This window comes from Fimbriimonas ginsengisoli Gsoil 348, assembly GCF_000724625.1.
GTDB lineage: Bacteria > Armatimonadota > Fimbriimonadia > Fimbriimonadales > Fimbriimonadaceae > Fimbriimonas > Fimbriimonas ginsengisoli.
Map to the genome: position 1 here is coordinate 2,982,136 of NZ_CP007139.1, position 26,611 is coordinate 3,008,746.

General features: G+C 61.6%; 21 protein-coding genes. 13 read left to right on the plus strand and 8 right to left on the minus strand.

Annotated features, from left to right (window positions below):
- Position 1: 1 nt before the first annotated feature.
- Complete coding sequence (locus OP10G_RS13435; RefSeq protein ID WP_025225363.1) at positions 2-853, plus strand: SDR family oxidoreductase; 852 nt, start codon at positions 2-4, stop codon at positions 851-853.
- Positions 854-993: 140 nt separating this feature from the next.
- A complete protein-coding gene (locus OP10G_RS13440; protein WP_025225362.1) occupies positions 994-1,227 on the plus strand; it encodes a transposase in 234 nt (77 codons plus the stop codon).
- A 267-nt stretch (positions 1,228-1,494) separates the two neighbouring features.
- On the opposite strand, the gene OP10G_RS13445 is transcribed toward OP10G_RS13440, so the two are convergent.
- Positions 1,495-2,958 carry a DUF1501 domain-containing protein gene (locus tag OP10G_RS13445; RefSeq protein WP_025225361.1) on the minus strand — a complete coding sequence of 488 codons (1,464 nt, stop codon included), beginning with the start codon at positions 2,956-2,958 and terminating at the stop codon, positions 1,495-1,497.
- 2 nt (positions 2,959-2,960) lie between these two features.
- Positions 2,961-6,140: a DUF1553 domain-containing protein gene (locus tag OP10G_RS13450; RefSeq protein ID WP_052547755.1), complete on the minus strand. Its 3,180-nt coding sequence runs from the start codon at positions 6,138-6,140 to the stop codon at positions 2,961-2,963.
- Positions 6,141-6,387: 247 nt separating this feature from the next.
- Here OP10G_RS13450 and OP10G_RS13455 point away from each other — a divergent pair, with 247 nt between their 5' ends.
- The 4 genes from OP10G_RS13455 (at position 6,388) to OP10G_RS13470 (ending at position 13,338) form a co-directional block, all read left to right on the plus strand.
- Positions 6,388-7,419: an NHL repeat-containing protein gene (locus OP10G_RS13455; RefSeq protein WP_025225359.1), complete on the plus strand. Its 1,032-nt coding sequence runs from the start codon at positions 6,388-6,390 to the stop codon at positions 7,417-7,419.
- 145 nt (positions 7,420-7,564) lie between these two features.
- Positions 7,565-10,675, plus strand: a complete 3,111-nt coding sequence (locus OP10G_RS13460) for a PSD1 and planctomycete cytochrome C domain-containing protein (RefSeq protein WP_025225358.1) — start codon at positions 7,565-7,567, stop codon at positions 10,673-10,675.
- Between the two features lie 59 nt (positions 10,676-10,734).
- A complete protein-coding gene (locus OP10G_RS13465; protein ID WP_025225357.1) occupies positions 10,735-12,180 on the plus strand; it encodes a DUF1501 domain-containing protein in 1,446 nt (481 codons plus the stop codon).
- 117 nt (positions 12,181-12,297) lie between these two features.
- Positions 12,298-13,338, plus strand: coding sequence for a ribose-phosphate diphosphokinase (locus tag OP10G_RS13470; RefSeq protein ID WP_025225356.1), 1,041 nt, complete (start codon positions 12,298-12,300; stop codon positions 13,336-13,338).
- Between the two features lie 28 nt (positions 13,339-13,366).
- On the opposite strand, the gene OP10G_RS13475 is transcribed toward OP10G_RS13470, so the two are convergent.
- A complete protein-coding gene (locus tag OP10G_RS13475) occupies positions 13,367-14,344 on the minus strand; it encodes a putative glycoside hydrolase (RefSeq protein ID WP_025225355.1) in 978 nt (325 codons plus the stop codon).
- Between the two features lie 110 nt (positions 14,345-14,454).
- Here OP10G_RS13475 and hisI point away from each other — a divergent pair, with 110 nt between their 5' ends.
- Entirely contained in the window at positions 14,455-14,814 is a 360-nt protein-coding gene (gene hisI / locus OP10G_RS13480) for a phosphoribosyl-AMP cyclohydrolase (protein ID WP_025225354.1), read from the plus strand.
- Positions 14,815-14,826: 12 nt separating this feature from the next.
- Here the strand turns inward: hisI and OP10G_RS13485 are convergent, their stop codons facing one another.
- Complete coding sequence (locus tag OP10G_RS13485; RefSeq protein ID WP_025225353.1) at positions 14,827-15,537, minus strand: SIMPL domain-containing protein; 711 nt, start codon at positions 15,535-15,537, stop codon at positions 14,827-14,829.
- A 23-nt stretch (positions 15,538-15,560) separates the two neighbouring features.
- Between OP10G_RS13485 and OP10G_RS13490 the strand changes: the two genes are divergently transcribed.
- From OP10G_RS13490 to OP10G_RS13500, 3 genes are all read left to right on the plus strand, one after another.
- A complete protein-coding gene (locus tag OP10G_RS13490; RefSeq protein ID WP_025225352.1) occupies positions 15,561-16,259 on the plus strand; it encodes a ThuA domain-containing protein in 699 nt (232 codons plus the stop codon).
- A gap of 189 nt (positions 16,260-16,448) precedes the next feature.
- Positions 16,449-17,687, plus strand: a complete 1,239-nt coding sequence (locus OP10G_RS13495; protein ID WP_052547757.1) for a S53 family peptidase — start codon at positions 16,449-16,451, stop codon at positions 17,685-17,687.
- A gap of 64 nt (positions 17,688-17,751) precedes the next feature.
- Positions 17,752-18,834: an aromatic ring-hydroxylating oxygenase subunit alpha gene (locus OP10G_RS13500; protein ID WP_038473096.1), complete on the plus strand. Its 1,083-nt coding sequence runs from the start codon at positions 17,752-17,754 to the stop codon at positions 18,832-18,834.
- Between the two features lie 28 nt (positions 18,835-18,862).
- Here the strand turns inward: OP10G_RS13500 and OP10G_RS13505 are convergent, their stop codons facing one another.
- A complete protein-coding gene (locus OP10G_RS13505) occupies positions 18,863-19,540 on the minus strand; it encodes an HAD family hydrolase (RefSeq protein ID WP_025225350.1) in 678 nt (225 codons plus the stop codon).
- Between the two features lie 99 nt (positions 19,541-19,639).
- Between OP10G_RS13505 and OP10G_RS13510 the strand changes: the two genes are divergently transcribed.
- The gene (locus OP10G_RS13510) at positions 19,640-20,557 is read left to right on the plus strand and encodes a phytanoyl-CoA dioxygenase family protein (protein ID WP_025225349.1); all 918 of its coding nucleotides are present in this window, start codon (positions 19,640-19,642) and stop codon (positions 20,555-20,557) included.
- A gap of 49 nt (positions 20,558-20,606) precedes the next feature.
- Here OP10G_RS13510 and OP10G_RS13515 read toward each other — a convergent pair whose 3' ends face one another.
- Positions 20,607-21,410, minus strand: coding sequence for a class I SAM-dependent methyltransferase (locus tag OP10G_RS13515; protein WP_025225348.1), 804 nt, complete (start codon positions 21,408-21,410; stop codon positions 20,607-20,609).
- Between the two features lie 9 nt (positions 21,411-21,419).
- On the minus strand, positions 21,420-22,352 hold the full coding sequence (locus tag OP10G_RS13520) for an alpha/beta hydrolase family protein (protein ID WP_025225347.1): 933 nt from the start codon (positions 22,350-22,352) through the stop codon (positions 21,420-21,422).
- 246 nt (positions 22,353-22,598) lie between these two features.
- Here OP10G_RS13520 and OP10G_RS13525 point away from each other — a divergent pair, with 246 nt between their 5' ends.
- Positions 22,599-24,245, plus strand: a complete 1,647-nt coding sequence (locus tag OP10G_RS13525; RefSeq protein WP_025225346.1) for a ribonuclease J — start codon at positions 22,599-22,601, stop codon at positions 24,243-24,245.
- A 67-nt stretch (positions 24,246-24,312) separates the two neighbouring features.
- Here the strand turns inward: OP10G_RS13525 and OP10G_RS13530 are convergent, their stop codons facing one another.
- Complete coding sequence (locus OP10G_RS13530) at positions 24,313-24,579, minus strand: hypothetical protein (RefSeq protein ID WP_025225345.1); 267 nt, start codon at positions 24,577-24,579, stop codon at positions 24,313-24,315.
- A gap of 314 nt (positions 24,580-24,893) precedes the next feature.
- On the opposite strand from OP10G_RS13530, the gene OP10G_RS13535 reads away from it, so the two are divergent.
- On the plus strand, positions 24,894-26,558 hold the full coding sequence (locus tag OP10G_RS13535) for a DNA recombination protein RmuC (protein ID WP_144241157.1): 1,665 nt from the start codon (positions 24,894-24,896) through the stop codon (positions 26,556-26,558).
- Positions 26,559-26,611 lie beyond the last annotated feature (53 nt).

The following is a 26,611-nucleotide window of genomic DNA, read 5'->3' on the forward strand; positions in this document are numbered from 1 at the left end:
GATGGCGACGTTAAACGATCCGACTCAGGCCCAGCTTGCGGCCGCTTACGAGCACCGTCCGCTTCGCGGCCAAAAAGCGCTGGTCACCGGCGCCAATTCCGGCATCGGCGAGAGCGTCGCCCGGCACCTGGCGGCAGCGGGAGCGAGCGTGGTGGTCAACTACGTAACGAATCCCGATGCGGCGAATGCCATCGTTGCGGACATCAACGCGAACGGCGGGGAAGCCGTCGCCATCGCTGCCGACGTGAGCAAAGAGGACCAGGTTCAGGCGATGTTCGCCCAAATGATGGAGCGGTTCGGCACGATCGACATCCTCGTGAATAACGCTGGGCTGCAGCGTGACGCGGCCTTTCACGAGATGACCCTGGACCAATGGAATTTCGTGCTCTCCGTCAACCTAACCGGGCAGTTCCTATGCGCCCGCGAGGCGATTCGGGAATTTCTACGCCGAGGCGTACGCCCCGAGGTCTCTCGCGCGGCCGGAAAGATCCTCTGCATGAGCAGCGTCCACGAGGTGATCCCTTGGGGCGGACATGCGAACTACGCGGCTTCCAAAGGGGGCATTTTGATGTTGATGAAGAGCCTCGCCCAAGAGTACGGCGGCAAAAAGATCCGAGTCAACAGCATCGGCCCCGGCGCGATCAAGACCCCAATCAACCGCCCCGCCTGGGACACCCCCGAGGCCGAGCAAAAGCTGCTAACCCTCATCCCCTACGAGCGAGTCGGCGACACCGCCGACATCGGCCGCGCGGCAACCTGGATCGTCTCCGACGAAGCCGACTACATGCACGGCGTCACCCTCTTCATCGACGGCGGCATGACGTGTTATCCCGGTTTCGCGACCGGCGGATGATGTGGTGTGCGCGAGCGTAACGTTGTTGCGATCGCGAGCTTTGACGGTGATGTAAGTTCACTCCCCCGACCCGGAGGGTCGCAGATCTTAGCCAGGGTGTCGAAGACCCCTGGTCTGCGGGCGGCTGCATATCCGATCTCGTGCGAGAGGTTAAGAAGTCTTCCACAAAGTGGATGCGAGAGGAGATGGGAATCGCCCGGTTCTCTTGGCAGGAAGGATACGCCGCCATTTCGGTAAGTCCTGAGCGGTTAAGCGGCGTTTCGAAGTATATCGAAAATCAAGCCGAACATCACCGCACCCGCTCGTTCAAAGAGGAATTGGAGGAACTCCTTAGGTTGGCCGGAATTCCTTTTGATCGGGAGTCTTTCGGCTAGAGATCTTCGACCGCCTCCGGGGTCGGAGAGGGTGGTGGCGTCTTTTCCAGGGGTCTTCGACACCCTGGCTAAGGTCTGCGACCCTCCGGGTCGGGGGAGGGTGCTGGTGTCCTCAGGCGGAGTAGGTCGCCTTTGCGGTGTCGGAATCCCTGGAACGCCTTCCCATAGGTCTTCGACCCCTGGCTAAGCTCTGCGACCCTTCGGGTCGGGAAGGGAACAACCGGTTTGCGGCCTGCCTCCTCACGACCGCTAACCGCTAACTCCCCGTCACGCCATGATGCCGGGTACCAACTCCCCAAAAACGTCCGTCAACCGGAAATCGCGGCCCTGATAACGGTACGTCAGGCGCGTGTGGTCGATGCCGAGGATGTTGAGCATCGTGGCGTGCAGATCGTGCACGGAGACTGGGTTTTCGAGGATGTTGTAGCAGTAGTCGTCGGTCTTGCCGTACGTGACACCCTTCTTGATCCCCGCGCCGGCGAGCCAGACGGAGAAGCAGCGGGGGTGATGGTCGCGGCCGTAGTTTTCCTTCGTTAGGGTGCCCTGGGAGTAAACGGTCCGGCCGAATTCGCCGCCCCAAACGATGAGGGTGTCGTCGAGGAGCCCACGCTGCTTAAGGTCTTTGATCAGCGCCGCCGAGGGCTGGTCGGTGTCGTAGGTTTGGCCCTTAATCGCGCGCGGAAGGTCGAAGTGTTGATCCCAGCCCATGTGGAAGAGCTGGACGAAACGGACGCCGCGCTCCGCCAAGCGGCGGGCGAGGAGGCAGTTGTAGGCGTAGCTGCCGGGGCGCTTTACCTCCGGCCCGTACATTTCGAGCACGCTCGACGGTTCTTTCGAGATGTCAGTCAAGTCTGGAACGCTCGTCTGCATTCGGAAGGCGAGCTCGTACTGGGAGATGCGGGTTCCGATCTCCGGATCGCCCGTCTTGGCCAGCTTCATCTTGTTCAGCGCCATCAGGTCGTCCAGCATGTCGCGTCTCGTGGTGCGGTCGACGCCATCGGGATCGGACAAGAACAGCACGGGGTCGCCTTGGTTTCGGAACTTGACACCTTGGTATTGGGTGGGTATGAAGCCCGAGCCCCAAAGACGGTCGTAGAGTGGCTGGTCGTCCTTGCGGCCGGTGCCGGTCGAAGTCAGGACCACGTATGAGGGGAGGTCCCGATTCTCGGTTCCGAGGCCATAGGTCAGCCAGGAGCCGATGCTCGGTCGGCCGGCGATCTGCGAACCGGTTTGGAAGAACGTCACCGCGGGGTCGTGGTTGATCGCGTCGGTCCACATCGAGTTGATCAATGTGATTTCGTCGGCGACGGTCGCCATGTGCGGAAGCAGTTCGCTCAATTGCATGCCGCTCTGGCCGTGCCGCTCGAACTTATAGACGCTGGGCGCGACCGGGAACTTGGCTTGACCCGACGTCATGCCGGTGAGTCGCTGGCCGTTCCGGATGGAGTCGGGAAGATCCTCGCCCATCTTCACTTCGAGCCCCGGCTTAGGGTCGAACAGCTCCATCTGCGAGGGGGCGCCGGATTGGAAGAGGTAGATAACCCGCTTCGCCTTCGCCTTGAAGTGGGGCACCCCGGGCAGCCCGCCGACTCGTTTGCCCGAAGTCGGACCGGATGAAGCCAAGCCATCGGCGCCGAGTAGCGAGAAAAGCGCGGTTAACCCGAGTCCGCCGCTTCGCTTGAGGAAGTTGCGGCGATTGATCGCGTCCTGGAGTTGAAGAATGGGGTCCATATCTATTCCCGAGTCACCGTCTCGTCCAAATTCAGAATCGTGCTGGCGAGGATCGTGTATGCCGCCACGTCCGCGTTGTCCAACCAAGGGTCGTTCAGTAGATCTCCCTGCAGCATCACCTCGTCGGCAGCTTTTCGATCGGCTCGGTAGTGCGCGAGTCGTCGCTTAAGCCCGGCGAGGAGAACTTGCTTCTCTTCGGCCGAAGGGGCGCGCGACAGGGTTACTTTGAACGCGAAGCCCAGCCGGCTTTCCGCCGTGGGTCCGCCTTCCCGAAGCATTCGAATCGCCAACGCTCGCGAGGCTTCGACGTACGTTACGTCGTTCAGCATTGTCAACGCCTGCAGCGGTGTGTCGGTGCGGGCGCGCCGGACGCGGCAGGTTTCGCGGGTCGGGACGTCGAAGAGCGTCATGGTAGGAGGCGCGGCAGTCCGTTTCCAAATGGTGTAGAGGCTCCGCCGGTGGAGGTTTGGACCTTCGTCGTGCCGGTAGTTCCGCAGGTTGCCGTACACGTTGATGTCGTCCCAGACCCCCGCGGGTTGGTATGGGCGCACGGAGGGGCCGCCCAGCTTTTCGGTCAGCATGCCGCCCACGTACATTGCCTGATCGCGGAGCACCTCGGCGTTCATCCGGAAACGAGGGCCGCGCGCCAGATACTTATTCGTCGGGTCGACCTTCATCAACGCGGCGGTCACCTTGGACGACTGCCGATAGGTGGCGCTCGTTACGATCTGCCGGATCGTTTTCTTGAGGTTCCAACCGCTGACGAAGTCCGTTGCCAACCAATCCAAGAGCTCTGGGTGCGTGGGGAAGTCGGCCCGAGTGCCGAAATCTTCCACCGTGGGAACGATTCCTGCGCCAAAGAAGCGATCCCAGAGCCGGTTGACGGTCACCCGCCCGGTCAGCGGGTTCTTCGGATCGACGATCCACTTGGCCAGTCCCAAACGGTTGTTGGCAAACGTCTTACCCGGGATCCGAAGCGCGGCTGGGATCGCGGCGGTCACCTTCGCTCCGTGGTGGTCGTATTGACCCCGCTGGAGGACGAAAGCATCTCGCGGCTTCGGCATTTCTTCCATCACCATGACCGGCGAGATTTCACTGTCAAGCTGATTCCGCTCCATGACGGCTCGATCTTCTTGCTTAGCGAGTTGGGCGAAGGACGGATCGTGCTCTAAGAGCCAACCTCGCCCTATCTCCGTCCGTTGCTCCTTCGTCCGCTTGTCGGGGGGAATGGCGAGGAGGGGAATCGCCGGGTTCGCGTCTGCGAGTGACTTCGCATCGTCGGGCGAAAGGGCGCGCCGGTACAGCACCACATCGTCGACCTGGCCGTCGAAGACGTCGCCGTCCGAGCGGCGGCCGATCTTCGTCGAGACCGGGGTCTTCAGTGTGCCCGTCAGTTTTCCTGCCCCCTCGACCATGGTCGGAACCGCTTGGCCGTTAATGTAGATGCGCACGCCGCTCGGCTGCATCGATCCGTCGTACGTGACGAGAACGTGGCTCCACTTGCCCATCGGAATCGGAACTTGGGAAACGACCTTGAACGCGTTGTCCGGCCAACTGTCGATCAAGTGCGTGGCCGGCCGGTCGCCGTTCATGAAGATGTCCCAGCCACGATAGTCGTGGCCCATGTCCATGTGGGAGATGGGCGAACCGCCGCCTCGGTTGGGCCGAATCCAGCCACCGTAAGAGAAGTGGTCTCGGGAGTCGAAGTCACCGGCCGAACCGAGGTCGACGTACGCATTCTCTCCCACGTTCGCGGCCCCGCTGCAACGGCCGACGTCGTAGGTGAGCTTTCCGCCCGGCTTAGGCGCGGGTGCGTCACCGGCGGTGAGCGCCAGCGGATTGGATAGGCGGTATCGACCGACGAGACCTTCGTGGAGGGCAGGAGAATCGGGAATCGCCACTTTCCAGTCGGAAATCTTGTCCGAGTTCGCCTCGACTTGGGCCGCGATTTTGGCGTTCAGCTTGTCGACCTGACCCTGAAGTAGGGCCATTCTGGCCGATTGCTCGGGCGTGGGCGCCTTCATCACCGGAGGATGGTCGACGGGGCGCTCTTCGCCGGTCCCGGATTCGGGCACGTTGTTGAAGTAGGCGAAGAGGCTGTAAAAATCTTTTTGGGTGATCGGGTCGTACTTGTGGTCGTGACACCGCGCGCAGCCGGCGGTGAGGCCGAGCCAAACCGCGCTGGTGGTCTCCACTCGGTCGATGACATTCTCGACCCGCCACTCTTCCGCCACGACTCCGCCCTCCGTATTGATCCGGTGGTTCCGGTTGAAGCCGGTGGCCAGCTTCTGCTCCATCGTCGCGTTGGGCAACATGTCGCCGGCGATCTGCTCGACCGTGAACCGGTCGTACGGCATGTTCTTGTTGAACGCGTCGATCACCCAGTCTCGCCAGCGCCACTGGAACCGCTCCCAGTCGGCCTGGTACCCGTTGCTGTCGGCGTAGCGCGCGTAGTCCATCCAATCCATCGCCATCCGCTCGCCGTATCGGGGCGAGGCGAGGAGGCGATCGACGACCCGCTCGTAGGCGCCGGGTTTGGTGTCTTTAAGGAAGGCATCGACCTCGGACGGAGTGGGCGGGAGGCCGGCAATGTCCAAAGTCACCCGGCGGATTAGCGTTCGTTTGTCCGCCTCAGGGGAAGGCTTGAGCCCCTTCTCCTCCATCTTCGCGAGGATGAAATTGTCGATCGGATTCTTGGGCCAGCTCTTCAGTTTTACCGTCGGCACCGCGGGGCGAGTGGCCGCCACGAAGCCCCAGTGCGGCTTGTACTCCGCGCCTTCGAGAATCCACTGTTTGAGGGTCTGCTTCTCCTCCGCCGAGAGGATCTTGTTGCTCGACTTCGGCGGCATGATCATCTCGGGCGGCGCGTTGATTCGGCTGATGAGCATGCTCTGCTCGGGATGGAACGGCACGATCGCGATGGTCCCATCCTTGAGCGGCTTCTTGGCCGAGGGGCCGTCGTCTAGCCGCAGCCCCGCCGCCACCTGCTTCGGGTCGTGCCCGTGACACGTAAAGCACTTGGTGATAATCGGCCGGACGTCCCGGTTAAAGTCGATCGTCTTCTTGATCGGCTTGGGCGACGCCTTAAGCGTAGTGCTCCAGGCCCCGGTCACGAAGAGGCCGACACACCCGAACTGAAGCAATGCGCGAAAGGCGCGTGGACTAGGCGAAAGCGTGCGCATCCATTAATAAGCCTACTCCCGGATTCCCCAGGCTGAGACATTGACCGCTCTCAGAAAGGCAAATGTCCGAATCGTCCCACCTTGTGTCGCCCTTGTTCCGGCTCGAAACGTTCCTTACGGGTGCCTGGTGTCAGATCATGGGCGGGCCGCCCATGGATATCCACGGGCAGGCTGCCCGTGCCACTTCGGAGAGAAGGTCGGCCTGACCCCTTGGCATAGACGTCTCCCGGAACCTACACTGTAAGCGATGATTGGCGATGGGATTTCGAGGCGGAGCTTCCTCGCGACGGCGGGAGCTTCGGTGGCTTGGGTGGCGATGCCGGCGGCTCTGCGAGCGCAGAATACGACGGCGAGACCGATCGTGGGATATGGGGAGCACACCTACGAGTGCTATCACGACTGGCTTACCCCGCCCAGCAACATTGCCTGGGGCGATACCCATGGGCTGGCGACTGACTCTCACGGCCACATCTACGTGGCGCACACCGTCCACTCGTCCAGCGTCGGCAGTGACGCTGTGCTCATGTTCGACCAGCAAGGCAAGTTCATGAAGAGCTGGGGCGCGGAGTTCCGCGGCGGCGCTCACGGTCTCGACCTCCGCAAGGAAGGATCGGAAGAATTCCTATACCACTGCGACACCCGGCGTCGGAAGGTCGTGAAGACCACCCTCGACGGCAAGGTTTTGTGGGAGCGCGGGGTGCCGACCGAGTCCGGCGTCTATCCCAGCGAGGATCGATGGTGCCCGACCAACGTGGCTTTCCACCCCGGCGGCGACCTGTACGTTGGGGACGGCTACGGCTCCAGTTACATCCACCGGTACAGCGCCAACGGCGACTATAAGGGAGTGGTGATCAAGCCGGGCAGCGAGGCGGGTTTCGTCCGCGAGCCGCACGGGCTCTGGGTCGATACCCGGTCGAAGGAGCCCAAGTTGGTGATCGCCGACCGCGCCAATCACCGGCTGCAAGAGTTCGATCTCGACGGAAAACATATCGGCTTCATCACCGACGCCATGCGCCGGCCCTGCCACATCCACTACAACCACGGACTCTGCTTGGTCCCGGATCTGGACAGCGTGGTCACGATCCTCGACGATCAGAACCGTGTGGTGGCGAGCCTGGGCGACGGGATGCCGAGCGGCCTCCGAGACGCTCCGCGGGAGAAGTTCATCCCCGGCAAGTTCGTCCACCCGCACGCGTCGATTTGGATGAACAAGAAAGACATCCTCGTCGCCGAGTGGGTCCCAATCGGGCGAATCACCCGCCTCCGGAAGGTTAGCTAACCGATTGATGAGAATCTTCCGGGCCCCCTCCTCGTCGCACCTAAAATCTCGTCCTGGTCGAGATCTTTTCTCTGCGATGAGGAGGGGGGTGGGGGTGGAGAATTCCGGACGTAGCACTGGCCGCTCGCCAGTGGATCTCACGCCAATGCAACTTGTGCCGATTCCGGACTCCCTCACCCCCAACCCCCTCTCCCTCCTTCGGCACTTACATCCGAAGGAGGGAGAGGGGGCTCCGGATCTTTCCGCCGTCTGCCTTCCGCCTTTTGCCTTCCGGAGAGGTGGCTCGGGAGCGCGAACTTTCTTCTTTCTCTTGGCCCTGACGCCGTTCACGATTCTCTTCGCGGATCAAGGGACGAAGAAGACGAGTTTTAGCCGGGAGGTGGCGCCGATCCTTAAGGCGCACTGCGCCTCTTGTCACTCGGGGGCGAGCGCGGCGGCGGGGTTGGATGTGACGAGTGGGAAGCTGCTCCTGAAGGGGCATTCGGTGGTGCCGGGGCATCCGGACACGTCGATCCTGCTGGTGCGGATCAAAGGGCTCGGCGGGAAACCTCAAATGCCGATGGGGCTGCCGCCCCTGACCGCGGCTGACACGGCGACGATCGAAAAGTGGATCGCCGAGGGAGCTCAGCTCGATGCGCCGGTCGCGCAGCATTGGGCGTATGTCGCCCCAGTTCGCCCAAAGCTGCCACCGCTTAAGTCCGCGTGGGTCCGCAACGCGATCGATGCGTTCGTTCTTGCTCGCCAAAAGAAAGAAGGGCTCCATCCTTCGCCCGAAGCTTCGAGGGAAGTGCTGCTGAGACGGGTCTCCCTCGATCTAACAGGTTTGCCGCCGACGCCGACGGAGATCGACGCCTTCCTGGCGGACAAGCGACCGGATGCGTACGAGCGGGTGGTCGACCGGCTACTCGCCTCGCCGCAATACGGAGAGAAGCAGGCGCGCTCTTGGCTCGATCTCGCCCGCTACGCGGACAGCAACGGGTACGAGAAAGACTTGCGCCGCACCGCTTGGCCTTATCGAGATTGGGTCATCGACGCGTTCAACCGGAACATGCCGTACGACCAGTTCACGATCAAACAACTGGCCGGCGACCTGCTGCCGAACTCGACTCTGCAAGACAAGGTCGCTACCGGCTTTCACCGGAACACGATGTTCAACGAAGAGGGGGGCGTGGATCAAGCCGAGGCCCACTTCGCCGTCATCACCGACCGCGTCGACACCACCGCGACCGTCTGGCTCGGATCAACCATGGCGTGCTCGCGCTGCCACGACCACAAATACGATCCGTTCACGCAGAAGGACTACTACCGGCTGGCCGCATTCTTCACGAACACTGAGGTGTACCCGCGCGGACCGAAGTCGATCGGTGAAGAGAAGTGGTTTGAGGCGGAAACCAAGGTGCCGAGCAAAGAACAGGCGGCCGAGCAAGCCAAGCTGAACGCTTTGATTTCAGAGAAAGAGAAGGCGCTTACCACGAGGTACGCCGGGGCGGACGCGGCTTTCGAGGCGTGGGCCGCTGCGGCTCTGACCCAGCCGACCTGGACCACCTTACGACCGACGCTCGCCATCGCTCCGCAGGGAGTGAACCTCGTGGTCCAACCCGACGAATCGATCCTCGCCACCGGCGCGAATCCGGACCGTGGCCAGTATCACCTGGCGTTCCCGGCCTCTCCCCAGCCGATCACCGGGTTTCGCTTGGAAGCGTTGTCCGATCCATCGCTGCCGTCAAACGGTCCCGGGCGAGCCGGGAACGGGAACTTCGTCGTTAGCCGCATCCAGGTGGCGGCGGGGGACCTATCTCCTGTCGTAGCGAACGTCAAGACCGATTTTCTCCAGGCGGGACTGACACTCGACCGGCTCAATGTCGGTGACGACACTCAAGGTTGGGCCGTCGATGGACAGATTGGGAAGCGGCACGAGATGATGTTCTCCCTCTCAAAGCCGATCCCGGCGGGAACGGCGTTCAGTGTGACGCTCGGTTTCGAATCGCGTTTCGGCACGCACACCCTGGGTCATTTCCGGTTGTCGCTTACCTCAGCGGCCGAGCCGGTAAGCGCCTACCTGCCGGACAAGATTCGCTCCCTGCTGCAGGCAGGGGCCAAGAACGACGAGCTGCGAAACTATTACCAAACGACCGCTCCCCCGCTAGCGGAGCCGCGGCTCGAACTTGCACTACTCAAGAAGAAGCAGGAGGAGCTGGAAGCCTCGGTCCCCACGGCCCTCGTGATGAAAGAAAAGCCGGCGAAGGGGCCGCTTACCTGCTTTGTTCGACACCGCGGTAGCTTCCTCGATAAGGCGGAGGAAGTAACGGCGGGCACGCCGGCCGTATTGCCGGCGCCGAAGAAGGAGCCGGCCAACCGTCTCGATCTCGCGAAATGGTTGGTCGATCCAAAGAACCCGCTTACTGCCCGGGTCGAGGTCAACCGGATCTGGGAGAGCTACTTCGGACGCGGACTCGTGGAAACGAGCGAAGACTTCGGGACGCGAGGGACCCGGCCAACCCATCCGGAGTTGCTCGATTGGCTCGCCACCGAATTCGTCGCGAAGGGATGGGACATGAAGGCGCTCCACCGCCTCATCGTGACCTCTTCCACCTACCGACAGTCGTCGAGCGCCACCGCGGCTCTCATCGCCAAAGATCCGCAGAACCTGCTGTTAGCGCGGGGACCGAGGTTCCGAATGGAGGCCGAGACGATTCGCGACGCCGCGCTTGCCGCGAGCGGCCTGCTCAACCTCAAGATCGGCGGGCCAAGCGTCTACCCGTACCAGCCGGAAGGGGTTTGGGATAGCCCATACAGCGGAGAGGCCTGGATGCCGAGCAAAGGAGCGGACCGCTTCCGCCGCAGCATCTACACCTTCTGGAAACGCACTTCCACCTATCCGGCCTACATGGCGTTCGACGCCACCAGCCGCGAATCGTGTACCGTCCGCCGGATCCGCACCAACACCCCGCTGCAGGCGCTGACGCTGCTTAACGATCAGGAGATGATCGACGCCGCGAAGTCGCTCGGAAATCGAATGCGGGGTGCCGCGAAGGCGACCGACGCCCGACTTGTGACCGGCTTCCGCCTTTGTACGGGGCGCAAGCCACGAGTCGAGGAACTCGGACGTCTGAAACAACTGCTCTCCAAGTTAGAATCCCGCTACGCCCAACACCCCGCCGAAGCGAAAAAGCTAGGCGCAGGCCCCGAAGACGCCGCCTGGACAATGGTGGGAAATGTGCTGCTGAACCTGGACGAAACGATTACGAAGGGTTAGCGGTTGGCGGTTAGCGGTGGGGAAAACGAACTGTAATCAAGCAATCGAGCAATCATCTAATGTCCGACTTCCTTCTCCGCGAAATCACTCGTCGCACCTTTTTTAAGCAGGTGGGATATGGCATCGGCGGCGTGGCGCTTTCGTCGTTGCTGGCGGAGGGGTTGATGGCGGCTCCGCCGCAGGGGAAGATCGATCCGTTCGCCCCTCGCAAGCCGCACTTCCCGGCAAAGGCGAAGAACGTGATTTTCCTTTTCATGGCAGGCGCTCCCTCGCAGCTCGACCTGTTCGACCCTAAGCCGATGCTGAACAAATACGATCAGCAGCCATGCCCGGAAGAGCTGATCAAGGGAGAGCGATTCGCATTCATCCAAGGGCGGCCCCGGTTGCTGGGATCGCCACACAAGTTTGAGCAGGTGGGCAAGTCGGGGCATTCGGTATCCGCTCTGCTCCCACATTTCAAAGAGATCGCAGACGAGGTGGCGATCGTCCATTCGATGACGACGGAGCAGTTTAACCACGCTCCGGCCCAGATCTTCATGAATACCGGGTTCCAACTCCCGGGCCGCCCCGCCTTTGGCTCATGGGCGACTTACGGCCTGGGGACGCTGAACCGCGACCTTCCCGGTTTCGTAGTGCTCATCTCGGGCGAGAACAATCCGGACGGTGGCAAGGCGTGCTGGGGAAGCGGATTCCTGCCTTCCGTTTATCAGGGCGTCGAATTCCGTTCTCAGGGCGAGCCGGTCCTGTTCGTGAACGACCCGGACGGCGTGCCGCGCGAAGTTCGCCGCGATACGCTGGACGCCATCCGCGACTTGAACGGCATGAAGCTGAAGGAAACGCTCGATCCGGAGATCGAAACGCGAATCTCGCAGTACGAGCTGGCCTACCGCATGCAGACGAGCGTGCCGGAGCTGATGGACATCAGCAAGGAGCCGGCCGCCATCCACGAGATGTACGGCACCGAGCCGGGGAAGAAAAGCTTCGGTAATAACTGTCTCCTCGCGCGGCGGCTGGTGGAACGTGGTGTCCGTTTCGTCCAGCTCTATCACCGGGGATGGGACACTCACGGAAACGGCGAGAGCAACGACATCAAGCACGCATTGCCGAACATGTGCGGGCAAACCGACAAGGCGGCGGCCGCGCTGATCAAAGACCTCAAGCAGCGCGGTTTGCTGGATGAAACGATCGTCATTTGGGGCGGCGAATTCGGCCGAACTCCCATGAACGAGGGCCGCGGCGGCTCCCCGTATCCCGGCCGCGACCATCATCCTCGCGCTTTCACGATGTGGATGGCCGGCGGCGGGATCAAGCCCGGCCTCTCGCTGGGGCAGACCGACGAACTCGGCTACAACGTCGTCGAGGACGCCGTCAGCATCCACGACCTCCACGCCACCCTGATGCACTTGATGGGCGTCGACCACACCCGGCTCACCTTTCAATACCAGGGCAGAAACTTCCGGCTGACAGACGTTTCAGGGGAAGTCGTAAAGAAACTGATCGTGTGAAAGAACTCCGGGTTTTCGGGCGACGGCGCCCGAAAACCCGGAGTTCTTTCATTCAACGCGGGAAGGTTTTCCACTTCCCATCGGGAACCTCATACGCCATACTTCCTTAACGCCGCGATGCCGCGGCGCAAGGGGAAAGCGATGCGGACTCACGTCAAGCTCTTTGGTACGTCGGGCACCACAAAACTCGCACGGCAAGTGATGCTGGAGTTGGAGAGCCGCCTGGAAGGGCAAGACGGGGATCACTGCGTCGAGCTTGGCGACGTCCGGGTGAGCCGCTTCTCCAACGAGAACATCGAGGTGCAGGTAGATAACGTGCGCGACCATATCGTGGTCGTTCTGCACACGCAAGCGCCGCCGGTAAGCGACGGTCTTGTCGAGCTCATGGCGCTTCTCGACGCCGTGAACAATGCCCATCCGCGGCAGACGTTCCTCGTCTTTCCGTACATGCCGTATGCCCGGTCGGATCGAAAGAACCGGCCCCGAATCTCCGTGCTCGGACAGCGTCTTCCGGAAATCCTAAATAAGGTTCTCGGGGTCCGCCGGGTTCTCCTCGTGGAGCCACACGACCCGCATCTCAAGCAGTATTTCTTGCCGACCGCGGACGAGATCCCGGGGACGCCGCTGATGGTGCAGCACATCCGAAACTCGCTCCTGAAAACCTGCAAGGCCGACGATTGCGTGCTCGTTTTCGCCGACGCCGGCGCCGCCAAGCGGTATGAGGAGCTCCCATTCGCGCTCGGGCTCCACCGCGCCTACATCCATAAGTCGCGGACGGATCACACCGAGACACCGACGGTGCGGGCCCTTACCGGCGAGGTCCAAGGGAAGCATTGCATCCTCGTCGACGACGAAATCTTGACCGGCAATACCGTTCTCAAGGACGCACAGCTCCTCAAAGAAGCGGGCGCCGCCACGGTTCGGATGTATGCGACCCACGCGGTTCTGATGGACCAGAAGATGTCGACGGAGGCACTGATCAAGAAGCTGGTCGATTCCCCGGTCGACGAGTTCGTGGTGACGGACACGATCCCGGTAGAACTTAAGGCCGCGATGGCGCCCGACCGCATCACCGTCCTCCCCGCCGCGCCTTTCATCGGCGAAGCGATCAAGCGCATGCTGCTCGGCGAATCGCTGAGCGAGCTTCACCATATCTAGCGAAAGTAGTATCGGCTGTGAGCCGATACTACGTGCTGTCGGCTATTCGCCGTAACGCCTCGAAATGCTCTGGGAGAATGCTGTTCGCCGCGAACAGGGACACGCCCGCCGCTCCCCGGTGAAGGGCATGGCGCACTCCCGCCTCGAAATCGTCCGCGCTGGTGAAAGCGGGCATATATAGGCCGGCGTAAACCGGAAATCGCACCGCCTGGATGTTCTCCCGCACGGCATCGCCGATCCATTCCGTAGGAAGGTTATAGAAGCTGTGATAAACCATCGGACAGACCGCGTCGAGCGGCCACTTGTCCCAGCTTTGTCGGCAGATCTTACGGGCCATGCTCGGGGTGGGAAACACGGCGGCGGTGATCTCCTTGCCGTGGGCGTGCACGGTCTCCGCGAGTCCTTCTACGAGCTGGGTGATCGCCTCGTAACGGAAGTGGAGCCACTCTTGATCGGTGGCCGGATCGGCAATCTCTAGCGGGTCGCGTCCCGTGGCATTCCGGAAGGCGGCTCGCGCGGCGTCGGAGTAGTCGAAGTCGAAATCGGCCAGTTCCTCCGTCTGGTCAAGGCCATACGTTTCCCACAGCGCCCGAGGCAGGATCACGTCCGGAAACCGCACGTAATCGAGATGAACGCCGGCGACAAGCGGGTGGGCGGCGAGCTCCGCGGCTCGGTCACGTAGGTAGTCGTGCACGGCCGGCTGGAAGGGGGAGATCCAGCGGTAATACTCCACGTAGGGCGGCTGGTCGAAGCAAGATTTGCCGCTCCGGCTAACCATGAACCACTCGGGGTGATTCTCCCGGATCCACGGTTCGCGGCGGTTGGTTGTCCACATCCAGGAGTGGAGCTCCAGCCCGGCTTCCCGTACGATCTCAAACTCACGGGCATCGATCCCGCCTTCGAGGAACACTCCATGCAAGCCCCCTTCTTTCAGCCTCCGGTATTTGCTACGAAGATCTTCCGTCGTCGCCTTCGCGTCAATGGAAAGCCATGCCCAGTGCTTCATCTCGCAGAGTCTATCGTAGTGCCGGCTTTCGTGGCGCCGGCTTCCAGCCGGCAGCCCAGCCGCCGCAGGCTGCGGCGGTAACTGGGCGGCGACGCCGGTAAACTGGCCTCGTGTCCGCCTTCGACCAGATCAAATACAACGCCGACGGTCTCGTTCCCGCGATCGTGCAGGACCATGCGTCGGGCGAAGTGCTGATGATGGCGTGGATGAACGCGGAAGCGTTGCGACGGACCCTCGAGACGAAGCGGGCGACGTATTGGAGCCGGTCTCGGCAGAACTTCTGGGTGAAGGGAGAGACAAGCGGCCACACCCAGCAGGTGAGGTCGGTCAGCGTCGACTGCGATCTCGACACGGTTCTCCTCAAAGTCGACCAGGTCGGCGCCGCCTGCCACGAAAACTACCGCTCATGTTTCTTTCGGGACGTTGATGACGCCGGGAACCTCGCCATCAACGACACCCCGAGGCTGTAGCCGGCGCCCTCCCTACTTGGTGAAGCGGAACCGGATCGTCACCGTCGCAGAGACGTCGATCTGACCCGGAGAGACTGGGGTTGCCACGGCGTCGGCCGCCATGGCGCGACCCATCATCAGCGGCATGACCTGGATCCCGCCTTCGTTCACCTCATAAACGTCGCCCAACTTGACTCCGAGAGCTTCCGCGATCGCCTCGGCCTTGCCGCGCGCCTCCAAGACGGCCGCTCTCAACGCGCTCTTCCTTGCGGTCAGATCGTCGCGCAGGCCGAACTCGATTCCCTGCACCTCGTTCGCTCCCGCGGCGATGGTCGCGTCGACGACCGGGCCGACTTTCATAAGGTCGACAACTCGGACGGAGACGGTGTTCTGAGCCCGGTATCCGACGATCGAAGGCGCCGTGGTCTGCCCCGGCTTCGGTTCCGAGAAGACGGGATAGAGCGAGAGCGTGCTCGTCTGGATCTGCTTCTTATCGATGCCCAGTTTCGCAACCGCGTCGAGAATCTTTTGAGCGGTGCCGCTCGCTTGAGACTGGACCTCCCGGGCGGTTCGTCCCTGCGCCTGGATTCCGAGCCGGACCGTTGCCACGTCGGGATCGAATCGACTGATGCCATTGCCGCTTACCGTGATCAGCGGCGGAGTCGGGGGTCGCTCCTGTGCGAAGCCGCAGGCCGCAAGCGCGAGAGAAGCGAAAACGACGAGGGCTAAACGCGATTGTTTCATTTGATTAAGTATCCTCCCCCAACATGGCAGATCGAAAGGCGCTGATTGTTTGGGGTGGTTGGGACGGGCACGAACCGGAGAAGGTGGCCCACTTCTTTGAGATGCTTCTTAAGGGGGAAGGTTTCAATGTTGAGGTGAGCAACACGCTCGACACGTTCGCCGACGAGGAGAAGGTTCGGTCGATGAATCTTCTGGTACCGATCTACACGATGAGCGAAATCACGCCTGCTCAACGCGATCCTATATTGCGCGCCGTCCGCGAAGACGGAATCGGAATCGCGGGATGCCATGGAGGAATGTGCGACTCCTTCCGTGTGGACACCGAGTGGCAGTTCATGACGGGCGGACAGTGGGTCGCTCATCCCGGCAACGACGGCGTTCGCTACACCGTGAACATCAACGCCGCCGTTCCCCATCCGATCACCGACGGCATCCCTGATTTCGAGGTGGTTAGCGAGCAGTACTACCTTCACACCGACCCTGGCAACCAGGTTCTCGCTACGACCGATTTTCCGACTCCCGGAGTCGACGGTCCCCACGTCGAAAACCCGTGCAAGATGCCTCAGGTTTGGACGAAGATGTACGGCAAAGGCCGCGTCTTCTACAACGCCCTCGGCCACCATTGCGACGTTCTTGAAGCCGAACACCCTCGCGAGCTGATGCGCCGCGGCTTCCTCTGGGCGGCCAAGGGAGTTGGGCTGATCAACCGGGTCCACGTTTAGCGTCGTCTGCGGATGAAATACCGCAGATGCGCAACTATCGTTAGCTAAACGTGTAAATAACCGTCGCTTCTGACGGCTTTGTCGCTTATTATACATTTTCGATGATACCCAGCAAAATCACTTGCTCAAAATAGCGGCCCCGTCCTAACATGCGGTCTCCGGCGCCGCTTAGGCGCATGGACTACTGTCATGAGAAACTTTGCCAATGCTTCAGCCGCGATTGCGGCTTTGCTTATTCCGTCGGGCATGGCGCTTGCCGGTTCAAGGGTCGACCGGAACATCGTTGTTCCGGACACGTCGATCGATCGGCCGGAAGACCACGGACTCAGGGCCCATACTCACCACCTCATCTACATCGGCCCGCCGCTCATCCGGAGCGACGTCCCCGAGGTTCCGGTCGCCATGAGTGGACCGGCGCTTCTGGCGGCCTTTGCCGGACCATCTGGTTACCACCCCTCCGATATCCGAGCCGCCTATGGGATTCCTTCAACGGGAGGAAGCGGGGCGATCGCGATCGTGGACGCCTATCACTACGCCTCGTCTCTCAACGACTTCAACGTGTTTGCCACCCAATTTGGGTTGGCCAAGGAGACCTCGACGTCGGCTACGTCGAGCAGCAACCAGGTCTTCCAAGTGGTCTTCCAGGGTACCAAGCAGCCGAGGGCCAACGCCGGGTGGGGTCAAGAAGCCGCTCTCGACATCGAATGGGCGCACTCGATGGCGCCTGGAGCAAAGATCTACCTCGTCGAGGCGAATTCGGCGTCTTTGACCGATATGTTTGCCACCGCGCGCAAAGCCGCGACCCTTCCCGGGGTGCAGCAGGTGTCGATGAGCTTCGGCGCCAGCGAGTTCTCATCGGAAGCGTCGTACGACTATTCGTTCACTCAGTCGGGAGTTACGTTCTATGCCTCTTCGGGAGACACGGGCGGCGTTAAGAGCTACCCCGCGATCTCGCCGAACGTCGTGGGTGTGGGCGGCACTTCGCTCCATGTCGACGTAAACGGAGTGGTGACGGGCGAGACCGCGTGGAATGGCAGCGGCGGCGGCCTCAGCACGTACGAAGCCCGGCCGTCTTACCAGGACAGCCTTGCCACCCTTCTAGGAACGAAGCGCGGAATGCCCGATGTCTCGCTAGTGGCCGACCCCTATACGGGCTGCTCGGTTTACGACAGCACCCCCTACCAGGGGTATTCGGGCTGGATGGTGTTCGGCGGAACTAGCCTTGCCTCGCCTTGCGTCGCTGGCATCGCCAATATCTCGGGCCATAACCTCGCTAGCTCGCAGGCGGAGCTGAGCCGGATCTATGCGGGTCTCGGCGGAGGCAACTTCCGCGACATCACTTCCGGAACCGCTGGTTCATTCAGTGCCACCTCGGGTTGGGACTACATCACGGGCGTCGGTAGCCCGGTCGGTCTTAACGGACTGTAAGCAATTGGGAAGAAGGCCGGGGTTCGCCCCGGCCTTTTTAGTGGGTGGCAGTACAATCCTGCGCATGGATTTGACCGTTCAGCCCCGGATCGAAGAGGCTTCGACGCTGCCGGCATCGTTTTACAAAGACCCTGAGATGTTCTCTCAGGTGCGCGAACGGGTATTCGCGCGGTCGTGGCAGTTCATTGGCGACACGGACGATGTCAAGGTGCCCGGCGCGGTCCGTCCATTCACTCTCCTGGAGGGGTTTTTGGATGAGCCGATGGTGGTCACACGGGACATGGACGACCGGCTTCATTTGCTAAGCAACGTCTGCACCCATCGAGGGATGCAGGTTGCGGAGGGATGCGGAAACGAACGGTACCTACGCTGCCGATACCACGGCCGCCGGTTTGGCCTCGACGGCCGATTTCAACATATGCCGGAGTTCGAAGGGGTCTGCGGCTTTCCTTCGCCCGCCGACGATTTGTCCAGGCCGGCGTTCGCTTCTTGGGAAAAGCTGCTATTTGCGGGAGTCGCGCCGGCGAATTCGTTCGAGGAGACCTATGGCCCCATCATCGACCGGCTAGGCTGGCTGCCGCTGAACGAATTCGTCTACCGCCCCGAGCGAGCACGCGATTACACGGTGCGCGCGAACTGGGCCCTCTACGTCGACAACTATCTAGAAGGGTTCCACATTCCGTTTATTCACGCGTCGCTGAATGAGACCCTCGATTACGGGAATTACCACTCGGAGCTGTTCCACCGCTGCAACCTGCAGCTTGCCCACGGGAAAGGAGCGGAGAACACGTTCGACCTGCCCTCCTCTTCACCCGATTACGGGAAGCCGATCAGTGCCTATTACTACTGGATCTTCCCGAACACGATGCTGAACTTCTACCCCTGGGGACTTTCGGTAAACGTGCTGCGACCGCTTGGCCCGGACCTCACCAAGGTCTCTTTCCTGCCATACGTCTGGAAGGAAGACAAGCTCGACCGCGGCGCCGGCAGCGATCTCGACCGAGTCGAGCGGGAAGACGAAGCGGTGGTGGAACTGGTCCAGCGCGGCGTCCGATCCCGTTTCTACGACCGAGGCCGCTTCTCCCCAACCCGCGAGCTGGGCGTCTGGCACTTTCATCGTCTGCTAAGCGAATTCCTGTCCCCGTAGCGTCGGCGTCTCGCCGATGATCCTATTTTCATCGGCGGGCCCGCGACGCTAGGATCGCTACGTCGCTGAGGGTAACCCCGCCCAAGGTGTCGAGCCGCGCATCGGCGTGCGAGAGATCTAGCTGCCCCGTGATCGGATTGGGCACGGCCACGACGAAGACGCCGGCGGCTTTGGCCGCACGGATGCCGTTCGGCGAATCTTCCAGGGCGATCGCTTCCGACGGCTGAACTCCGCATCGTTCACATGCCAGCAAGTACAAGTCAGGGAACGGCTTCGCCCGAGCCGCGTCGTCGCGGCATACGCGGTGACCGAAGCGGTCAAGGATCCCTTGCCGCCTAAGAAGCGGATCGACCCAGGCGTGACTACTGCTGCTAACCACAGCCAACACGAGTCCGGCGAGTCGAGCCTCTTCGGCTAGTTCGGCGACTCCAGGGCGTAACGGCTGAGCATGGATTCGAGCCATGACGCGGTGATGCCGGTCGGCATCTACGGCTACCCACTCGGCGGATCGAGGGGCGAGGCGGGCGAGTAGAGCGATCGGCTTCTCCTCTATCTGATCGGACCCTCGCCCAATGCAGTCGATCCAATACTGCTCAGGGAACTCGGTCCCATGCTCGGCGAAAACTTCCCGCCAAACCTCGACTTCCGGCGTCTCCGTGTCGACGATTAGCCCGTCGAAGTCAAAAAACAGAGCACGCAAAGGCATTTTAGGAGAATATCGTAGTGCCGCCTTCCAGGCGGCATCTTCTCAAGTGTCCCCCCGGCATCCTGCCGGGAAAACATATTGACGACACTACAATAGAGAATGACTTTGCCTCGCCTCACTTCCGGCGGACTGGAGCTTGACCTTTCGGCTGAGAGCTTCGGGTGGCTGCGCGACAGCAACGACGCCATCGGAGACCTGCAAGAGTTACGGACCCGCATGGCCAACGACGGCTATCTCTTTCTGCCCGGTTTTTACGACCGAGAGGAGGTGCGAGCGGTGAGGCGTTCCATCTGCCAGGTGCTGGAAGATGACGGGCTACTCGACCCGGACTTCCCGCTGGAAGCGGCGATGGCAAAGCCGGGAATCTCGACCTACTTCCGTCCTGATATCGCCAACGGCAGCGCGGCACGGCCACTGCTGGAGCGGGTCATCTATGGTGAGAAAATCATGGCGTTCTTCTCCGAATTTTTGGGAGGTCCGGCGATGCACTACACCTTCACGTGGCTTCGAACCATCGCGCCGGGCAAGGGGACCTACCCCCACTGCGATGTGGTCTACATGGGGCGCGGAACTGCGAACGTTTACACCGCCTGGACTCCGCTCGGAGATGTGCCGCTGGAGGTCGGAGGGCTCATCGTCGTGGAAGGCTCGAACCGCAATGAGGAGTTGAGGCGCTCCTACTGCGAGATGGATGTCGATACGGCGTGTCAAAACCTCGGCGGGAAAAGCCAAACCGACTCCGCCGGCCACCCGATGTTCGGTGCGATCGGGGTCGACATGCCCGGTCTGCGAAAGCGCCTGGGAGGCCGGCTTCTAACCGCTCCTGAGTACCGGATGGGCGACCTCCTGATCTTCTCGATTTTCACTGTCCACGGCTCGCTCGACAACTCTTCGCGAGAAATCCGCATGTCCAGCGACTCCCGCTACCAACTCGCCTCCGAGCCCGCCGACGAACGATGGATCGGAGAAACCCCACCCGGCCACGGCGGGGCAATGGTGAGAGAAATGATTTGCTAACCTGGGCCGTAGCGTCGGCGCCCCCGCCGATCTCACCCATCGGCCTAAACTAAGTGTCCCGGAACGCTACCAAAGCAAAGGTATGCGGCATTCGCCGTAGCTCGGCTTCGGGAATATTTGGAAACTGGTTCCAGAACGGTTCCGGGTACTCCTCGAGCAATTCGATGCGAAGACCGGCCCGGATGACCGACGTGACGATCTCGCCCATTGTCCAAATGCGGGAGGTTAACTGGACGGGTCGATCCGGCTCGACCCGTAACGCCGCATTGTAAGGAAACCCCCGCTCCGGCCCCGGTCTGGGTACGAAATACGAAGTACCCTCGGCAAGCCGGAGGGTCGATGCCTCGGTGTCCCAGGCAAAGTCGAGCGGATGGCCCTCGAACAGAAGCAATTTGCCACCTGGCTTGAGAAGGCGAAAAACCACGTTGGACCAGGCATCCAAGTCCATCATCCAGCAAATGGCTCCTCGGCCGGTATGAACCAGATCCGCGGTGCAGTCCAACTCGTGCGGCGTCTGCAACACGTCGGACCGAATCCAGCGCGCGGGCGCGCCGAGCAACTCCGACTTGCGCTGGGCAGCGGCGATCATCTCTTCGCTGATATCGACCCCGACCACCTCTTTTGCCCCGAGCTTCCAAAGCGAAAGCGCGTCCGATCCGTGCGAGCATTGGAGGTGGATCGCCCGATCGCACCACTCGCGAAGGTCGTGGAGGATTCTAAGCTCCGGCTCCATCAGATTGGTGCCCCCGGCTCGGAGCCTCTCGACATCCTCCTCGATCCCGCCCGCGTAGCCTCCTCGGGCCGTCCGGTTCCACGCCTCCCGATTCCCTTCATGAAGCGCCTCGATGTCCATCGGTCGAGTCTAGCTCCGGAACCAGCCGATCAGTTTTTGAAAGACCGAGCGGAATCCGTCGGCTTTTCCGCCATCGTTCGGCTGGCCAAAGCTGTGGTCGGCTCCTTCGATCCTCTCGTACACGACTTGCCGGTTTCGGGCGCTTAGTTCGGCGTACAGAACGTCCGCTCCGGATGGCACGACGTTCCGGTCGGCCAATCCCTGAGCGAGGTAGACGGAAGTTCGGCTGCGAAGAGTTTCGGCCAGTGTGGAGCTCGCGAGAAAGGTCGACCAGCGTCGAAACGGATGTCCCCATGCAAACTTCGTGGTGCTCACCGGATCGCCCAAGATCTGCTTCCATTGGGCGTAAACCGCCGCGGTGCCTCCCCCAAGGAGCTGGGAGAGGTCGTACAGTTGGTTCGGACCGCCGCTCGCCAGTAAGCCAAGGTGGGTAACGCGAGGGTTTTCGGCGGCGACTCGCGCCGCCACGATTCCACCCTCGGAGTGGCCCATCACCAGCGTCCTGCCCCGATCGACATCTTTCCGCTTCCATGCGTCGCGCAGGGCCGCGCCGTTCGCCTCCGCCCACCGATCCAGGGTGTGCTCTCGTAGGAATTCTTCGGGGCACCCCTCGGCCGAACCGGGACGAGGCGGTTGAAATGCGAACGGCACCCCAGGCTTCTCGACCGCCATTACTCGAACCTGGCCGCCGGCCGTGTTCTTCAGCAGGTTTTGCAAGCCGCCATAGAGCTTACCGTCGCGCACGATCCACATCGATTGGCCGCCCGATCCGCCTATCAAAAGCGCGAGCGGTAGCCGCTCCTTTTCGCTCGTGACGTAATAGGTGATTCTTCGTCCGTAACGGTCACGGCACGTGTGGCGTGTGAACGAGGACTTGAAGCTCTCAAACGGAGGCGGCGGCTGCTGACGGAGCACCGTCGGCAGCGGAATCAACGGCGACATAGTGCTCGATACGTCGTCGGCGCCCCACCCCGGTTCCCAAGCCGTCTGCCTGCGGTGTCGGCGCTTCGCCGCCGATCCAGACAAACCCCTCTTACATCGCCTAAACGCCGATGAAAGTTAGGATCGGCGCCTCGCCGATCATCCGAACAAACCCCTCCTTGCATTGCCTAAACGCCGACGAAAGGAGGGGCGTCGGACGGCCGGCGAGGCAGGGGCTGTCAGGTCTAACAGGTACCCTGAGGGCACATGAGTGAAGTACAAGTCATTGCCCTCGGCGGCGTGGGAGAAATTGGAAAGAACTGTAGTCTGGTGCGCGAAGGGGACGACATCGTCGTCATCGATTGCGGGCTCAGCTTTCCCACCGAGGAGATGCTTGGAATCGATATCGTCGTTCCCGACTTCACCTACCTAGTCCAAAATAAAGAAAAGGTCCGCGGGGTTTTCCTTACCCACGCCCACGAGGACCACGTCGGCGGCCTTCCGTACCTGCTCCGCGAGATCGACGTTCCGATCTACTGCACCGAATTCACCCAGGCTCTCATCCGCCAACGACTCGAGGAAAAGCTTCCGCATAAGCAGCTCGATTTCCGCATTTTCAAGCCCGGCGACATTATCGAGGCCGGCAAGCTTTCGGTTGAGCCGGTCCGGGTCACCCACTCGATCCCCGAGAACTGCTCGATGGCGATCCGCACGACCCATGGCATCGTGCTCTTCACCGGCGACTTCAAGTTCGACTTCACGCCGGTCGATGGAAAGTTGGCCAACATCACCCGCTTTGGCGAGCTCGGCCGGGAAGGGGTTCTGATCCTGCTGAGCGACTCAACGAACGTGGAGCGGCCAGGATGGGGACCCAGCGAGCGTGCCGTTTCCGAGGGGCTTCGCAAAGTCTTCGGCGAGGCCGAAGGACGAGTTTTACTTACGACCTTCGCCAGCAACATCCACCGCATGCAACAGGTGTACGAGATCGCGGCGGAGATGGGCCGCAAGGTTGCCGTTGTGGGCCGCCGAATGGAGCAGAACCTCGATACCTGCGAGCGGCTCGGCTACGTTCGGATTCCGAAGGGAACTCGTATTCGCTTGGACGAGGCGCGGCAGTATCCCGATAACAAGCTCGCGATCCTCACGACCGGCAGCCAAGGCGAGCCGATGAGCGCACTGGTGCAAATGTCGAAGGGTGAGTACGGTCGGTTACAGATCAAGGCCGGGGACACGCTGATCTATTCGGCCCGCCCGATTCCCGGCAACGAAGCGGCGATTTGGCGAACGATCAACCGCCTATTCGACCAGGGATGCCGCGTCGTTTACGAAAGCCCGACCCCGATCCACGTCTCCGGCCACGCCTATCAGGAAGAGCTGAAGATGATGATCAACCTGACCCGACCGTACTACCTGGCTCCCGTCCACGGCGAGCCGCGCCATCAGCACCTCTACCAAGAAATCGCCCGGAACATGGGTTACCCCGACCACCGGGTGTTCACGATGAAGGACGGCATCCCGCTCATGATGGACGACACGAGCGCCCACCAGGGGGAGGCGGTCCCCGCCGGCCGGGTACTGGTCGACAGCAGCGGCACCCCCGGGGTGACCGACGACGTCTTGCGCGACCGAAACAACATCGCCAAGGACGGGATCGTCGTGGTGACGGTGCCGATCGATATGACGAAGGGGGTTCTCGCTTCCGATCCGGCCTTCCAAGCGCGCGGATTTCACGGACCCGAGGGGATTTTAGACGCCGCTTACGACGTGGTCTACGATGGACTGACCTCGCTCAGTCGGGACGAGCTCCGGGATACGAACCGCGTAAAGCATGATGTCTCGGACACCGTTCGTAAACTCGTCCAAAAGCGCACGAACCTTCGCCCGTTGGTCCTGCCGATCATCGTCGAGGTTTAGAGGATCTGAAGGTGTAAAGGCGGTTGCGCGGAGCCACCGCTGCCTTGCCTCGGCAGATTAGAGGAAGTTACGGTTCAGAGTACTGGCCGACCGCATCTAAGAGGCCTCGGACGGTAAGTCCGGAAGGCCCCTCGGGATCCTCCTCGTAGCGGTCGGCTTCCCCAAGCGGCATCGAGGAGAGGGGGAGAAATCCCCACTCCTTCTCGGACGGGGAGTAGTCGAGCCGGTCGTCCGGGTTCGCTCGTTCGCTCAGGTAAGCCAAAACCGCGACCACGCCGAGACTAACCACGACTAGCCCTAGCAAGGTAAAAACGAGTTGGCCTTGGCTAACCATAACCCTATGCAGTATAGCGCTTAATGCGCTCGGGGGCGCAATAAAACTTGTCAGTGGTTTTACGGGCATTCGCCAAGTTCGCAGTTGCGCTTGACGCCCCCTACGCTTTACACTCTGACCGAGAAAGATTGCGCTTACACGTTTCCTCCCTAGCCTCAACCTGTGTCCACGTGTCACAGTGAGAGGCGAGCGTGAGGGTAGCCCGGTAGCGGAGCAAGTGCGTTCAAAAGAGGTATTTCAGTTTGAATCCCTACCTATTCATCATTGGCGGCTTCTTGTTTGGTGTACTCGGCGCTTGCGCAATCCTCGTTCCGATGCTCAAGAACCGTGGCACCGACGATACGGACGCCCTCGAGAACGAGCGGCGTGCCCTCGAAGACCGCTACGCACAGCAGCTTCGCGACAAGGACGAGGTGATCGCGCACGCCAAGGCGGAGGCCAATCAGCTCGCAAACGAGCTCGTCGCTGTCCGCCAAGAGGCGGATTCACGGGTTTCGGCACTGAACGACGACCTCCTTGGCGCGATCGAGCAACGCTCGCGAGGGCCCGAGGAAAACGAACGCCTCGCCGAGTTGGAAGCCCACCTCAGCCAGCGAGACGCCGAGATCGACCGTCTCGGCCAAGAGCTCGTCGAGGCTAAAGCCGCCGCTATGAGCAAGGGAAACCCGGACGAGATCAATCGACTCGCCCTGGAGCTAGCCGAGCTTAAAGTCGACCTTGCGAGCGCAAATCGAACCCACGACGCGATCCTGGCCGCCAAGGAATCGGAATTCGAACGGCTCCTGAAGGAAAAGGAGGCCTCGCTGCAACGGGAGCGCGATCTCCTCACGAATCACGTCCAGAACCAGCTCGAGGACCAAAAGAAGGCTTTCGCCGCAACCGAGCGGGCGTTGCTTGCCAAACTGGAAACCGTTTCCGACCAGTCCCTAAGGACAGCCACCGAGCAGCTCGTGCAAGCCGCCAACGAGACCTTCAACCGAGCCTCCGAGCAGGGAAGCGAAGTCGCCCTTAAGCAAGAGACGATCGACGACCTTATGAAGCCGGTTCGCGAAGCGCTCGATCGACTGGAGCGGCAGAACCAGCAGATGGACCGCCGCCGGGAGAGCGCGTTCGAGGCGATCGAGCGGGGAGTCCAGCAGCTTACGTCTGAGGCAAGCCAGCTTGCCAACGCGCTCCGAAAGCCGGCCGCCCAAGGCGCTTGGGGCGACATGACGATCCAGACCATTCTGGAGAATGCCGGTCTCATTGCCGGTGAGAACTTCATCCTGAAGGATTCGGGTGAGGACACCAAGAAGCGTACGGACGTGGTGATCAAGCTGCCGCAAGACCGCATGCTGGTCATCGACAGCAAGGCGCCGCTTGAAGCGTTCTGGGATGGGATGAACGCTCCGAACGAAGAGACCCGCGCCATCCGCATGAAGGCGCATGCGCGCCTCGTTCGCGATCATGTACGCGAGCTCGGCCAGGCGCACTATTGGGCCGGCTACGATTCGCTTCCCGACTGCGTGATCATGTTCCTGCCGACAGAGGGCGCGTTCTTCGCCGCTCTCGAAGCCGAGCCGACGCTGATGCAGGAGGCCAAGGAAGCGGGCGTTTACCTTGCCAACCCGATGACCGTCCTCAACATGGCCCACATCGCCGCTTATGTCCTCGCGGACGAGCGGGTGCGGCAAAACGCCCAGGAGATCAAAGATCTCGGCTCCGAGTTGTATGAGCGGCTCCGAATGTTCGGCGAGCACTTCTCCAACGTCGGCCAGAACCTGCGGCAGTCGGTGGACAGCTACAACAAGGCGCTTAGCTGGATCGACCGGAACGTCATGCCGACGGCTCGCAAAATGCAGCTTCAAGGCGTGCAGAAAGGTAAGGCTCTGACCCCCGCCTCGCACATCGATAAGTCGGTGAAGTCGTTCCAAAACGCCGACCTCCGCGAGCTCCCCGTAGAATCGACCTACGAAGAGCCAATCGAAGAAGAGGTCTAGTTCCAGACGTAGCATCGGCTCCTAGCCGATGACCGAACCCAATCTTACGTGCC

What these genes read in the sequence shown, in the direction of transcription:
- OP10G_RS13435 (WP_025225363.1), top strand. Translation starts at nt 2, where the DNA reads ATGGCGACGTTAAACGATCCGACTCAGGCCCAGCTTGCGGCCGCTTAC.
- OP10G_RS13445 (WP_025225361.1), bottom strand. Translation starts at nt 2,958, where the DNA reads ATGGACCCCATTCTTCAACTCCAGGACGCGATCAATCGCCGCAACTTC.
- OP10G_RS13450 (WP_052547755.1), bottom strand. Translation starts at nt 6,140, where the DNA reads ATGCGCACGCTTTCGCCTAGTCCACGCGCCTTTCGCGCATTGCTTCAG.
- OP10G_RS13455 (WP_025225359.1), top strand. Translation starts at nt 6,388, where the DNA reads ATGATTGGCGATGGGATTTCGAGGCGGAGCTTCCTCGCGACGGCGGGA.
- OP10G_RS13460 (WP_025225358.1), top strand. Translation starts at nt 7,565, where the DNA reads ATGCAACTTGTGCCGATTCCGGACTCCCTCACCCCCAACCCCCTCTCC.
- OP10G_RS13465 (WP_025225357.1), top strand. Translation starts at nt 10,735, where the DNA reads ATGTCCGACTTCCTTCTCCGCGAAATCACTCGTCGCACCTTTTTTAAG.
- OP10G_RS13470 (WP_025225356.1), top strand. Translation starts at nt 12,298, where the DNA reads ATGCCGCGGCGCAAGGGGAAAGCGATGCGGACTCACGTCAAGCTCTTT.
- OP10G_RS13475 (WP_025225355.1), bottom strand. Translation starts at nt 14,344, where the DNA reads ATGAAGCACTGGGCATGGCTTTCCATTGACGCGAAGGCGACGACGGAA.
- OP10G_RS13485 (WP_025225353.1), bottom strand. Translation starts at nt 15,537, where the DNA reads ATGAAACAATCGCGTTTAGCCCTCGTCGTTTTCGCTTCTCTCGCGCTT.
- OP10G_RS13490 (WP_025225352.1), top strand. Translation starts at nt 15,561, where the DNA reads ATGGCAGATCGAAAGGCGCTGATTGTTTGGGGTGGTTGGGACGGGCAC.
- OP10G_RS13495 (WP_052547757.1), top strand. Translation starts at nt 16,449, where the DNA reads ATGAGAAACTTTGCCAATGCTTCAGCCGCGATTGCGGCTTTGCTTATT.
- OP10G_RS13500 (WP_038473096.1), top strand. Translation starts at nt 17,752, where the DNA reads ATGGATTTGACCGTTCAGCCCCGGATCGAAGAGGCTTCGACGCTGCCG.
- OP10G_RS13505 (WP_025225350.1), bottom strand. Translation starts at nt 19,540, where the DNA reads ATGCCTTTGCGTGCTCTGTTTTTTGACTTCGACGGGCTAATCGTCGAC.
- OP10G_RS13510 (WP_025225349.1), top strand. Translation starts at nt 19,640, where the DNA reads ATGACTTTGCCTCGCCTCACTTCCGGCGGACTGGAGCTTGACCTTTCG.
- OP10G_RS13515 (WP_025225348.1), bottom strand. Translation starts at nt 21,410, where the DNA reads ATGGACATCGAGGCGCTTCATGAAGGGAATCGGGAGGCGTGGAACCGG.
- OP10G_RS13520 (WP_025225347.1), bottom strand. Translation starts at nt 22,352, where the DNA reads ATGTCGCCGTTGATTCCGCTGCCGACGGTGCTCCGTCAGCAGCCGCCG.
- OP10G_RS13525 (WP_025225346.1), top strand. Translation starts at nt 22,599, where the DNA reads ATGAGTGAAGTACAAGTCATTGCCCTCGGCGGCGTGGGAGAAATTGGA.
- OP10G_RS13530 (WP_025225345.1), bottom strand. Translation starts at nt 24,579, where the DNA reads ATGGTTAGCCAAGGCCAACTCGTTTTTACCTTGCTAGGGCTAGTCGTG.
- OP10G_RS13535 (WP_144241157.1), top strand. Translation starts at nt 24,894, where the DNA reads ATGCTCAAGAACCGTGGCACCGACGATACGGACGCCCTCGAGAACGAG.